15 protein-coding genes are annotated in these 11,729 nt (G+C 61.9%); 8 read left to right on the forward strand and 7 right to left on the reverse strand.

Features of this window, described 5'->3' with window-relative positions; all coding sequences use genetic code 11:
- On the forward strand, positions 1 to 1,341 hold the full coding sequence (locus HFX_RS02150; protein WP_231512928.1) for an outer membrane protein assembly factor BamB family protein: 1,341 nt from the start codon (positions 1 to 3) through the stop codon (positions 1,339 to 1,341).
- Positions 1,342 to 1,368: 27 nt separating this feature from the next.
- On the opposite strand, the gene HFX_RS02155 is transcribed toward HFX_RS02150, so the two are convergent.
- Positions 1,369 to 2,328: an aminopeptidase gene (locus HFX_RS02155; RefSeq protein ID WP_004057948.1), complete on the reverse strand. Its 960-nt coding sequence runs from the start codon at positions 2,326 to 2,328 to the stop codon at positions 1,369 to 1,371.
- Between the two features lie 200 nt (positions 2,329 to 2,528).
- On the opposite strand from HFX_RS02155, the gene HFX_RS02160 reads away from it, so the two are divergent.
- Positions 2,529 to 3,596 carry a type II glyceraldehyde-3-phosphate dehydrogenase gene (locus tag HFX_RS02160; protein ID WP_049917441.1) on the forward strand — a complete coding sequence of 356 codons (1,068 nt, stop codon included), beginning with the start codon at positions 2,529 to 2,531 and terminating at the stop codon, positions 3,594 to 3,596.
- A 105-nt stretch (positions 3,597 to 3,701) separates the two neighbouring features.
- On the opposite strand, the gene HFX_RS02165 is transcribed toward HFX_RS02160, so the two are convergent.
- From HFX_RS02165 to gap, 3 genes are all read right to left on the reverse strand, one after another.
- On the reverse strand, positions 3,702 to 4,202 hold the full coding sequence (locus HFX_RS02165) for a metallophosphoesterase (RefSeq protein WP_004057945.1): 501 nt from the start codon (positions 4,200 to 4,202) through the stop codon (positions 3,702 to 3,704).
- A gap of 203 nt (positions 4,203 to 4,405) precedes the next feature.
- Positions 4,406 to 5,605: a phosphoglycerate kinase gene (locus HFX_RS02170; RefSeq protein ID WP_004057943.1), complete on the reverse strand. Its 1,200-nt coding sequence runs from the start codon at positions 5,603 to 5,605 to the stop codon at positions 4,406 to 4,408.
- A gap of 75 nt (positions 5,606 to 5,680) precedes the next feature.
- A complete protein-coding gene (gap, locus tag HFX_RS02175; RefSeq protein WP_004057940.1) occupies positions 5,681 to 6,733 on the reverse strand; it encodes a type I glyceraldehyde-3-phosphate dehydrogenase in 1,053 nt (350 codons plus the stop codon).
- Between the two features lie 249 nt (positions 6,734 to 6,982).
- On the opposite strand from gap, the gene HFX_RS02180 reads away from it, so the two are divergent.
- Positions 6,983 to 7,345, forward strand: coding sequence for an Hsp20/alpha crystallin family protein (locus tag HFX_RS02180; RefSeq protein ID WP_004057938.1), 363 nt, complete (start codon positions 6,983 to 6,985; stop codon positions 7,343 to 7,345).
- Positions 7,346 to 7,365: 20 nt separating this feature from the next.
- Here the strand turns inward: HFX_RS02180 and HFX_RS02185 are convergent, their stop codons facing one another.
- From HFX_RS02185 to nucS, 3 genes are all read right to left on the reverse strand, one after another.
- Positions 7,366 to 8,238, reverse strand: coding sequence for an ATP-grasp domain-containing protein (locus HFX_RS02185; protein ID WP_004057936.1), 873 nt, complete (start codon positions 8,236 to 8,238; stop codon positions 7,366 to 7,368).
- A gap of 125 nt (positions 8,239 to 8,363) precedes the next feature.
- On the reverse strand, positions 8,364 to 8,894 hold the full coding sequence (locus HFX_RS02190) for a 50S ribosomal protein L16 (protein ID WP_004057933.1): 531 nt from the start codon (positions 8,892 to 8,894) through the stop codon (positions 8,364 to 8,366).
- A 150-nt stretch (positions 8,895 to 9,044) separates the two neighbouring features.
- Positions 9,045 to 9,836: an endonuclease NucS gene (gene nucS / locus HFX_RS02195; RefSeq protein ID WP_179955370.1), complete on the reverse strand. Its 792-nt coding sequence runs from the start codon at positions 9,834 to 9,836 to the stop codon at positions 9,045 to 9,047.
- A 269-nt stretch (positions 9,837 to 10,105) separates the two neighbouring features.
- On the opposite strand from nucS, the gene HFX_RS02200 reads away from it, so the two are divergent.
- The 5 genes from HFX_RS02200 to HFX_RS02215 all read left to right on the forward strand — a co-directional run bounded on the left by HFX_RS02200 (position 10,106) and on the right by HFX_RS02215 (position 11,682).
- Positions 10,106 to 10,498, forward strand: a complete 393-nt coding sequence (locus HFX_RS02200; RefSeq protein WP_004057927.1) for a winged helix-turn-helix domain-containing protein — start codon at positions 10,106 to 10,108, stop codon at positions 10,496 to 10,498.
- Positions 10,498 to 10,698, forward strand: a complete 201-nt coding sequence (locus HFX_RS02205) for a hypothetical protein (protein ID WP_004057925.1) — start codon at positions 10,498 to 10,500, stop codon at positions 10,696 to 10,698. The genes HFX_RS02200 and HFX_RS02205 overlap by 1 nt, the downstream gene beginning before the upstream one ends.
- Positions 10,698 to 10,856: a DUF7560 family zinc ribbon protein gene (locus HFX_RS02210; RefSeq protein WP_004057923.1), complete on the forward strand. Its 159-nt coding sequence runs from the start codon at positions 10,698 to 10,700 to the stop codon at positions 10,854 to 10,856. The genes HFX_RS02205 and HFX_RS02210 overlap by 1 nt, the downstream gene beginning before the upstream one ends.
- Positions 10,857 to 10,962: 106 nt before the next feature.
- The gene (locus tag HFX_RS19935) at positions 10,963 to 11,109 is read left to right on the forward strand and encodes a DUF7560 family zinc ribbon protein (protein ID WP_004057921.1); all 147 of its coding nucleotides are present in this window, start codon (positions 10,963 to 10,965) and stop codon (positions 11,107 to 11,109) included.
- 111 nt (positions 11,110 to 11,220) lie between these two features.
- Positions 11,221 to 11,682 carry a pyridoxamine 5'-phosphate oxidase family protein gene (locus tag HFX_RS02215; protein WP_049917464.1) on the forward strand — a complete coding sequence of 154 codons (462 nt, stop codon included), beginning with the start codon at positions 11,221 to 11,223 and terminating at the stop codon, positions 11,680 to 11,682.
- Positions 11,683 to 11,729 lie beyond the last annotated feature (47 nt).

Here is an 11,729-nt window from a genome sequence, read left to right on the forward strand (position 1 = left end):
GTGTCCAGCACGACCCGTCGTCAGTTTCTCGCAACCCTCGGAGCCGCTGGTCTCGTATCCACTGCCGGGTGCGTGAGCTACGACCGACCCACCTACGAAGGAACGTGGTCGCGGCGCGGCTACGACGACGCCCAAACCGGCTCCTCACCGGCGACTGGACCGACTGGGGACCTCTACGTCTCGTGGCGCGCCGACGTGTTCGAGGGCTACCCGCCGACATCGCCAGTCGTCGCCGACGAAACAGTCTATCATCTCCACACCCGCGGCGGGCGCGACACGCAACACGATACTGTCGTCTCCGCGTTCGACGCGGCGACCGGCGAGGAACGGTGGCAAACGACCGTTTCGACGACCGACTTCGACAAGCACGCGTATCATCACGACTCCCTCGTCGTCACCCGAACGCGCAGCGTTCCGGCTTCCCGTCGAGCTGGGCTCGACGATGCCGTCTCCGACGACTGCATCTACGCCCGGACCTTCGAGGGGATTCACGCGCTTTCGACCGACGGAGAACTGTTGTGGACGCATCCCGTTCCGACGACAGGGGAACCGCATCCACTCGCTGCACCGCCTATCGTCTCCGGCGGACTGGTCGTGACGGCAACCTACGGGGAGCGAACTCCACCGGCGGCGGTCGTCGCCGTGGACGCCGAAACCGGCGACATCGTGTGGCGGGCGGGCTTCGACGACCGCCGGATACCGTGGACGCTCTCGGCCGCCGACGGAACGGTCTACGTGCCGTTTTTCGACGGTGACTCCGGACTGGTCGTACTCGACCTCGAAACGGGGGTCGAAGACTGGGCGGTCTCGCTCCCCGTCGACGGCCCTGTAACGGTTTCGGGCGACACACTGCTCGTCCCGCTCCGCGAGGACGAAACTGAATCTATCGCTGCCGTGGACCGAAACACCCGCGAGATACGCTGGCAAAAATCTGTGGGCCGACGAACCGATTCAGGAGTCGCCGTCGCCGACGATCTCGTCTACTACTGTACAAACGCCATGCTCACGGCTCGTAGACTCGACACCGGAGAGCTCGCCTGGTCGTTCGGGCCGGAACCGCACGTTTCGTTCAGTTGGACACCAGTCGTCGCGGGCACGACGGTCTACGCGCTCGCCGAACCGCCGAGTGAGGACTCGTCGGACGACGGCTCGCCGCCGTATTACCTCTACGCGCTCGATACGGCCAACGGGGAGGTCCGCGGGCGGGCACCGGCGTTGGAGCACGGGATGGCGTCTTCGCTCGCGGTCGTCGATGGGGCAGTCTACCTCGCAGGGCGCGACGAATTGCGGTGCTACGAATCCTGCGCGTTCTCGGTCCGTGGTCGGTGTCTCGTCGAGTGAGTCAGAAACAGCGCGGCGGTCCGCGACCTACGGCTGCGGCAGTTCGATTTCCTCGCCGTCGGCGTAGACCGTCGGGTCGCGGATGATGCCGTCGAGGTGGAGCGGCGCGTCGGTGTCGCCGCCGATGCCCGCGTCGTCGCCGATGGCGATGTGGACCGTTCCGGCGGCCTTCTCGTCGAGGAGGACGGAGCCGACGAGGTCGGTCACGCCGACGTTGGTTCCGATACCGATTTCGGCGAGGTTGTAGGCGTCTCGGCCGACTTCCTCGGCCGCGGCTTCGACCTGCTCGCGGATGTCGTCGTCCGAAATCTCGGTGACGTAGCCGTCTTCGACCTCGAAACGGAGGTCCTGACCCTCATCGAGGAGTTCGTGGGGCATCATCGTTCCGTCGACCACGTAGGTTCCGGTCGCGGATTCGGGGCTGAGGAAGATTTCACCTGCCGGGAGGTTGGAGAACGAGCCGGATTCAGCAATCGCGCCGGTGTCGGCGAGCCACTCGCGGTCGCCGCGGACGAACGTGATATCCGTTCCTTTCTCGGTGGTGACGCGCACCTCGTCGGCGTCGCCGACGGCCTCCAGCATCGCTTTACTGTGGTCGTAAATGGTGTCGTAGTCGGCGTCCAGACCGGTGACGAACACCTCTTCGGTGATGCCGGGCAGCGTGGCCCCGCGAGCGCCCGCGTCGCAGGCGTTACCGCGGGCGCGAGTGTGACTCAGACTCTTCGTCGTCGGTGCGAGGAAGGCGTCACAGTATTCCATGGCGGCAGCGACCGGTTCGGGCGGCTCTTCGCCGTGCTGGTTCCCCGGTTGGTAGCGGATGATGGATGCGTCGTCTGTCACTTCGCTTGCGACCTCGTAGAGGGCTTCGCCGATACGCTCGCGCTTGTCGTCGGTGACGACGAGGAGCGATTCGTCGGCTTGTAAGTCGAGACACTGATGGACCGCCGTCTCGCTGGCGGCGCGGAGGTCGGAGTCGTCGGCTGTCATGTGGGTCCTTGCGACACCCGTCGGGTTAGGCGTTCCCATCTGTACGCCCCCGCTCGATTTCACGTCGTATAGACGGGGCTACGTCGCCGCTTTTGACTTCACTCGCTTTGGAGGTAATCCAGCGACTCACTCGCTCTAGAGTTAATTTCTACCAATTAACCATCGAAATAACTATGGTCGCCTATGGCTGTTTTTCATTCATGATACGAGTGGGTGTCAACGGCTACGGTACGATCGGAAAGCGCGTCGCAGACGCAGTCGAGGCGCAACCCGATATGGAACTCATCGGCGTAGCCAAGACGCAACCCAACTTCGAAGCACACACCGCGGTCGAACGCGGGTACCCGATGTACGCCGCCATCCCAGAACGTTCTCCATTGTTCGCCGAAGCCGGCATCGACATCGCTGGCGAAGTGGACGAACTCGTTGCCGAGGCGGACGTCATCGTGGACTGTACGCCGTCCGGTATCGGCGCGCAAAACCGCGAACTGTACGAAACACACCACACACCCGCTATCTTCCAGGGTGGCGAGGACTCCGACGTGGCGGACGTGAGCTTCAACGCGCGGTCGAACTTCGATGCGGCCCGCGACGCCGACTACGTCCGTGTCGTCTCGTGTAACACGACCGGTCTCTCGCGCATCATCGCGCCGCTCGAAGAGGAGTACGGCGTCGATAAGGTACGTGCGACGCTCGTTCGTCGTGGCGGCGACCCGGGACAGAACTCTCGCGGACCGATAAACGACATTCTCCCGAACCCGATCAAAGTTCCGTCCCACCACGGTCCCGACGTGAAGACCATTTTCCCCGACCTCGAAATCGATACGCTCGGACTGAAAGTCCCGGCGACGCTGATGCACGTGCACGCGCTCAACGTCACGCTCGAAGACGACGTGACCGGCGCACACGTCCGCCAACTGCTCGAAGGCGAGGACCGCGTCTACGTCATTCCGGAAGGCCTCGGCATCGACGGCGCGGGGAAGCTCAAGGACTTCGCACTCGACGCGGGTCGCCCGCGCGGCGACATGTGGGAGAACTGCGTCTGGGGCGAATCCATCGGCGTCAACGGCCGCGACCTCTACCTGTTCCAGGCCATCCACCAGGAGTCCGACGTGATTCCGGAGAACATCGACGCCATCCGCGCGATGTTCGACACCGAAGACAAACGGGACAGCATGGAACTCACGGACCGCACGCTCGGCGTCGGCATCTCCGGCGACCCTTCTGGGTTCTCTGAGCAGGCGCGCGCGGAGTTCGCCGACGACTAATCGGCGAATCGCCTGTTCAGTTTCTCGGTTCCTTCACCAACCTCTTTTCACCCTCGTTCGACCGCTCCCACTCGATTCGTTTTCCACCCGTCCGTTCTTCCGCTCTCAGGCGTCGCCTCCGAGTCGCTCGAACGACACGCTACCCGTCCCGAGGTCGACGACGGCGACGTGGAACGAGTCGTCGGCACCGGAAATGGGCAGACCGCCGGGATTGATGTGTGTCGTGCCGTCGCGGTCTTCGACGACCCGATCGTGGGTGTGCCCGCGGAGCACGTAGTCGTAGTTCCCCGAATCGAGAAGCGCCTCGACCAGTTTCGCTTCGGTTCCGTGGTAGACGGCTATCTCCTCGCCGTCGAGCGTCAGGTGCGCGAAGTCGTCGTGGTACGTCCCGAACGACTCGACCACGTTACGAAGTTTCCACTCCCCGTCGTTGTTGCCGCGAATCGCGTGGAAGTCGAAGTCCGAATCGAACGGAGTCGCCGAGAATGGAGAGACGATGTCGCCACAGTGGACGACCACCTCCACGGCTTCGGCTTCGAAGTGCGAGACGGCGGCTTCGACGTAGTTGAGGTTGTCGTGCGTATCGGAGACGACGCCGAGTTTCATGCACTCTGATTTGGTAACCCCAGTCATCAAATTGGGTGATATTTATCACCCGGTCGTATTCTCTACCTCACATGACGTTCGGCGCGCGCAGATTCGAGAGGTGGCTGTGGGTCTGTCTTTATCCGAAGCACAGGCGTCGTCCTCCTCGTTCAAGGGGCCGCCAGCGTCTTCGCAGAAAAACGTCCGAGTAAGTCCGCTCGGTCCTACTTCAGCACTTCCACACCCGCCAGCGGCGCACCCGTCAAGGCGCGGATGTAGGCACCGCCCGCGATGGAGACGTGGCCGAAGTCGGCCTCGTCCATGCCGTACATCTCGATGGCGCGGGAGGTGTCGCCGCCGCCGACGACGGAGAAGCAATCGGTTTCGGAGATGGCGCGGAGGACGCCGACGGTACCGACCGAAAAGCGCTCGTCTTCGAACAGACCGAGTGCGCCCTTCACGAAGACTGCCTCGGAATCGCGGATGATGGGGTCGTACGTCTCGACCGTCTCGCTGCCGACGTCGAGGTACGCGCGGTCCTTCTCGTCGATGTCGGAAACGGCGATTTCGGCGCGCTCGTCGTTGTCATCCTCGTAGGCGAGGTCGACGGCGAGTTTGATTTGGTCGCCGCGTTCGTCGAGCAGCGATTCGATGGTGTCGCGGTTGGCCTCCCACTGGTCGTCGAAGAAGTCCATGCCGTCGAGGTCGAAGCCGACCTCGTGACCGGCGGCGCGGAGGAACAGTTCGCCCGCGATGCCGCCGAGCAGGAACTGGTCGACCTTGTCGCCGAGGTTGTTCATCACGTTGATGACGTCGGTCGCTTTCGTCCCCCCGACGACCATCGTGACTTGGCCGTCGAACTCGCGTGTCGCAATCGAGGAGTTCGCCTCGTATTCGGTCTGCATCACGCGTCCCGCGTAGGCGGGCAGTTCGAGAGCAAATCCGACGAGAGAAGCGTGCGAGCGGTGGGCCGCGGAGTACGCATCGTTGATGTACGCGTCGAAATAGGGAGCGAGCGTCTGGACGAACTCGGTGTCGGCTTTGACTTCCGGGTCCTCCTCGGGGAGTTCCTCGTCGCACATGCGGGTGTTTTCGAGGAGGAGAACCTCACCGGCGGACAGTGACTCGATGGCGTCGATAGCTTCATCGCCGTAGGTGTCGGCAACGAACTGCACGTCGTGGTCGACGTGCTTCGCGAGGATTGCGGCGTGCTGTTCGAGAGAAACGAAGTCGTCGCCGCCGGGACGTCCCTGATGGGCCATCAGGACGACACGGTGGCCCGCGTCGGCGAGTTCGCGGACTGTCTCCGCGTGGCGGTCGAAGCGTCGGTTGTCCTGTACCTCGTCGTCTTCGACGGGCGAGTTGAGGTCGAGTCGGACGAGAACGCGCTGTTCCGGGTTGAGGTCGTCGAGGGTCTTGAACATCGGGTGGAAGAACGTGGAGTGGTTACTTAGTGGTGGGTAGGTCAGGCCGAGAGGGCGGTCGATTAGAGTGAGAGATTACTGATGCGTGACGAAGTGTGCGACGTCGAGCATCCGGTTGGAGAATCCGTACTCGTTGTCGTACCACGTCAGAATCTTGTAGAGACCGCCGTCGTTGACCTGGTTCGTCGTGTTGAGGTCGACGGTGCTGGAGAAGGGAAGCTGGAGAATGTCACGCGACGTGACTTCGTCGTCCGTGTAGCCGAGGACACCGGCGAGCGGGCCGGAGTCGGCAGCGGCGCGGAAGGCATCGTTGATTTCTTCGACCGAAGGCGTCTCGTCGAGTTGGACGACGAGTTCCGTGAGCGACCCGTTCGGGACGGGGACGCGAATCGCCATGCCGTCGAGCTTGCCGTCGAGCTGGGGAAGAATCTCGGTGGCTGCCTGTGCGGCACCGGTCGTCGTCGGGACGATGTTCTCGGCAGCGGAGCGACCGCGACGCTGCTTCGCGTGGGGGCTGTCGATGAGGTTCTGGCTGCCCGTGTAGGCGTGGACGGTCGTCAGAAGACCGTTCTCGATGCCGAACTCCTCGTCGAGCACCTTTGCGACCGGTGTGACGGAGTTCGTCGTACAGGAGGCGTTGGAGATGATATCTTCGCCGTCGTACTCGTCGTGGTTGACACCGTAGACGATCTGCTTGACCGGCTCGTCGCCCTTCGGCGGTGCGGAGATGACGACCTTGTCCGCGCCTGCGTCGAGGTGCGCCGAGGCATCTTTCTTCGTACGGAAGATGCCCGTACATTCGAGTGCCACGTCGACGTCGAGGTCTCCCCACGGCAGTTCTGCGGGGGACTGGACGTTGTAGAGACCCACCGAGGTGCCGCCGATAGTCAGGGAGTCGCCGTCGCGTTCGACACCGTCGAGACGGCCCATGACGGAATCGTACTTCGCGAGGTACGCCATGTCGTCGAAGTCCATGACGTCGTTGATGGCGACCAGTTCAACCTTCGGATTGTCGAGGACGGCACGGAAGATGTTCCGGCCGATTCGGCCGAAGCCGTTGAGTGCCACCCGCACCACGTCCGATTCATCCACGTTCTCGCCCGCGCTGAGGTAGGATTTTTCACTCATGTTCGAGTAGTTTCCAGGTATATATCCCAGACGCAAGAGTATACCTGTTTCGGTAAATCCGACTGAATCGAACGTTACCTTTCATATACGATCATAACTTGCTCAGAAACAATCGCTATCACTCAAAATCGGACGGTATTTGCTACGCGTGAAGCGATATCGTGAGTACAATATGTGCCATCCGAGGTCCTTGTTACCAAGGTTGTCGCGGGCAGAAAGGCTTTAACCTCCGATTTCATAGCGGCCCCCATGGTGAGAGACGACCGCGACGACCCGTTCGACAACATCTTCGATGAAATCGAACGGATGATGAACGACATGACTGGAGGAGACGCTGGCTTTGCCTCCGAAACCCACATTGACGTGTATGATGAGGGTACCTCGCTCCGACTCGTCGCGGACCTCCCAGGCGTCGACAAAGACGCTATCGACCTCAAGTGCGACGGTGAAACACTGACTATCAGCGCCGCTGGTGACCGCCGCGAGTACGACGAACGCGTCCGCCTCCCGGCACGCGTCGACGAACACTCCGCATCGGCCACCTTCAACAACGGCGTCCTACAGGTTACGTTCGACCGCGCTGAGGACTCCGCCGCTATCGACGTCGAGTAATCGGCGACTGACGCGGCAGACTACGACTTCTTTGCGACCCGCTCGATGAGCGCCGCCAGTCGGTCGAAAAAGCCGTCGTCGTACTTCGCGCCGTCGTCGATAGTCGGCCGGGCGTTCGTCTCCGAGACGACGACCCGCCCGTCAGATTCGAGCAAGTCGACGCCGAGATAGCGGATGTCCAACTCCGCTGCGACCACCTCGGCGAGGGCCCGGTGTCGCTTCGGGAGGTCCACGCCGACTGCCTCCGCACCGCGGTGGACGTTGTGTTTCCACCGCCCGTCAGCACGTGCACTGTCGGAGAGACGGCGCTCGACTGCGCCGACGACTTGCCCGTCGAGGACCATCACTCGGTAGTCGCTGGCGTTCGGAAGCCACTCCTGAACGAGGTAGGATTTGTCGCCGGTCGCTCGGTAGTCGTGGACGAGGTTCAGGTGGTCGACAAGCCCGGACAGCGAGTCGGGGTCGTGCGCCTTTGCGATACCCGCCCCCCGTGTCGTCGAGTTCGGCTTGAGGACGACGGGAAAGTCGAGCCCCGCCGCTTCGATGGTTTCGACGAGTTCCGATTCATCCGCTGGATTCGAGACGTAGACGCTCTTCGGGACCGGGATATCCGATTGCTTGAGTGCCGCGATAACACCCGCTTTGTTCCGCGACGTGAGAATATCCTCGCGCGTGTTCACCCACGGAATGTCGTGCCTGGCGGTGACGACACCACCTTCCATCTCCCGCGTGGGATAGACAAACCCCACGTCGAACGACTCGGTTGGTGGCGTCGAGAGGTCGAGTGCGAACCGCTTGGCCCGGAGATGGCCGACTTCGATACCGCGCTCGGCGAGCGGGTCGCGCATTCGCTCGAACGTCTCGCTGCTGGTTGTCACCGCCAAGCGGAGCATACGCTACGAGGAGGAGTCCCGCGTGAAAAGTTGGTGGGTTCGTGGCGACCCGTGTGATGCGAAATTACGCAACGAGCAGTTCTTCGCCGCGTTCAGCGAACGCGCCGAAAAGTCACCGTGCGAAATTACGCAACGAGCAGTTCTTCGCCGCGTTCGACGACAATGCGGCACGGCGGCGACATCTTGTTGTACGCACGGCGGAAGGCGTCCTTCGCGATTTCGGCGTCTTCGACGTCGCAGTAGATGGTGAAGACCGTCTCACCCTTGGGGATGCGAGCAGCGGTCCCAACGACCTTCCCGAACGACTGGCGCATTCCGTCAGAAACACGGTCTGCACCGGCACCGGTTGCCTGCTTGTTCTCGCGGATGACGTGGTGCGGGAACTTGCGCAGGATCATCTTGTACTGCTTTTCGCCCGCGTTCTTGAGCATCAGACGGTTGGCCGAGAGACGTGCAGATTCGAGCGAACCGTGGCGAATCTGAACATCCTCTTCGACCTCCAGACTGATCTCGACAGGGTAGTCCTCGGGGTCCGCCTGCAGGTCGCCCATGTTGTGCTGTGCAATCTTCGAACCAGGGATACCCGTGATGTACTCACGTCGGGTGTATGCCGGGTTCTTGATCTCCCGGTACATAGAGGCGGGTTTGTCTGACATGGTTACTTGTGAAACCGAAGGGTCAGGCGGGCTAAAAACGCTTCGAAGCTTCATTCGGCCATCCGGTCGTGTGAGCCTCTCACACGTCGGTTCGTCCCTTTACTGTGCTGAGCCCGCTGACGCCTCGCCGCGACCGCCGGTCTCGACTACTTACTCGTCGTCTGCTCGCTCGCCTTTCGTTTCCTGTTCGTTGCCTCTTTCCTCGTCCTCGACGGGGGGTTCACCCGTCTCAGGATCGAGTGCGACGAACTCCAACCCTTCGCGGTCGAGGAGGTCGGTGGCCCGGTCGGTGACGGAGGGAGCGACGAGAACACCACGAACTGGTTCGTTATCGCCGAACTCCCGCCGGACGGCGTCCACGTACCGGCGGAGTTGACTCGCTGCCGAGGGGCCGACCCTACGGCGTTTCAACTCCACGACGACGGGGACTCCTTCGGCATCTTCACCGAAGATGTCGAGCGCACCGGCGTCGCTCTGTCGCTCAGTTTCGAGGGGTTCGAAGCCAGCTTCGAGAATCGACGGGTCCGAGAGGATATGCTGTCGCAGGTCCTCTTCGCTTCCGACGAGTTCGAGGTCGCTTCGGTCGTTTACGGCGTACGCCGAACACTGTTCGACGCGCTCGAAGAACACGTCGAGCCGTTCATCCGGACTCGACCGCGTGCTCCGAACGCGGAGTCGGCCGTCGCGCACGCCTGCAGAGTGCGTACACCCCGGTGGCTGCCAGTTCACTGGCGTCCGCTTTTCGTCCGTGTGGACGAGGATGGACCCGTCCGGCTTCAGAACGACCAGTCGGTCGCCGGGGCCGAGCTCGCTCGTCGCGCGGCCGTCGTAGTCCACTGTACACCGGCCGAACACGGTGACCATATCGCCGCGTTCGAATGCCGATTCGAGGTGAACGAGCGCGTCGCGGTGCGTCGGTCGATGGAGTGTGTTCACCGTCATCCAGGTGTTGCACCGCGATTCGTGGTCGGCGGGGATAAGCCCCGCGTCGTGGTCGGGTGGACTCAGTTCGTTGTCACGGTGAGTCTCGGTTCGCTGGTCACGCATGCGTCTGCGCGCTCGCGGGCGTTTACCCGCCGGAGATGAAACTCATCACCGGGTGGTTTCGCGAAGAGCGTGGTCTCGCCATCGAGACGCTGTCGGGGGTGTACTTAAACCACCCCGGATAGCGCGGGACTGGATACCTCCGGATAACAGTCGTCAATAGAAGTATGAACACGACGTCGACACTCATTGCCCGCGGGGGATCAGCTTCCGACTCGCACAGACAGGACCGCACCGACTCGTCTGCTGTTCTCTCCGTCCTCAGCGACGACGACAGCCGTCGTATTCTCGCCGCCTGTGACGAAGCCCCTCGAACTGCACAGGAGTGCGCGGACGTGTGTGATGTTCCGCTGTCGACCGTCTACCGGAAGCTCGACCAACTCACCGAGGCGTCGCTCCTCGATGAACGTCGGCGGATTCAACTGGCGAGCCACCACCCACGGGAGTTCGAGACCAATTTCGACACGCTCTCGTTTTCGTTTGCTGACGCGGGCGTTGCGGTTGATTTCCGAAATGTTGCAACTGACGGCGGTAAAGACGCCGAGGAGCGGCGGGCGTGATGTCGTCCCCGTCTTCGACGCAGGACCTTGGTGACCTGTTCGTCTCTCTTACGGGTCAGACGACGCTAACCGAACACCGAGACGCGACGAGTTCCGTCGTCGAACTTCGCCCGGAAGACACCGAACTGATGGCGGATGTCGCGTCTACAGTCCGAGAGACGGGGATGGAAGATACACTTGCACATCCAGAGGTAGACTGATGGGTGCACCGAGGGCCGACGAATACGAGTTTACGTGCACCCAGTGCGGCGAGCGATTCGAAGTCAACGATTCGATGCGCGATGCGCTCCTTGAGCGTGGCTGTCCAATCTGCGGTTCTGCCACTTCGGAAAACGAATTCGCTACGCTCTCTCCGTGACGATTCTCTCTGTTTCCTGTTTTCTCATCCGGCTTCGGTCACTGTCTTCCCGCCGCTCGGGAAACAGTAGGCTACATATACGTGTGTCTCCCGTACTACGAACAAGATGAGCGACAGCGCGGACTACACTTTCGTCTGCCCGGAGTGTGCCGAGTCCATGCTGGTCAACGATTCGATGCGCGATGCGCTTCTCGATAATGGATGTGTCATCTGTAGCGCCTCGCTCACCCAAGATGCGTTCTCTCACGCCTGAGTGACCAGCCACATTCGGCACGCTCATGTTCTCTCCCTAACCAGTTGTGGCTCTTCTCGGTCCGAGAAGTAACAGTAATTACGTCCGGCACAAGTCTGCATGTACGAACCGATGTCTCTGGACCAACAGACAGAACTCTCGCCCGACGAGATACATGAGGTCTTGACCCGTCACGAGACGGGTGTCCTCTCGCTTGCGAAGGCAGACGAGCCTTACGCAATCCCTATATCCTACGGATACAACGCCGAAAGCGGTTGTTTCTATCTCCGACTCGTCTCGACACCCGAGAGCGAAAAACGCCAATTTCTCACCTCCTCGCCCCGTGCTCGACTCGTCGTGCACGAAGCGGATGGCCAACTCTATCGGAGCATCATCGCCGAGGGGACGCTCGAACGGGTCGACCCGGACGAGTTGACAGTCGAGCGCATCGTCCAGTACGGGGAGGCCAAACGACCGCTGTTCGAAATCTGGGGGGAGACCAAACGCGACCTCGATATCCAACTGTTCGAACTCGAACCTGACAGTCTAGGCGGCCGAGAGATAGAACTCGACCCCGAGGAGTCCGACGCGTGACGCCTCGGACCACCTCAGTCACCGCCGAGACACGCCACATCAACGCG

The sequence above is a fragment of the Haloferax mediterranei ATCC 33500 genome (assembly GCF_000306765.2).
In the GTDB taxonomy this organism is placed as follows: Archaea; Halobacteriota; Halobacteria; order Halobacteriales; family Haloferacaceae; genus Haloferax; species Haloferax mediterranei.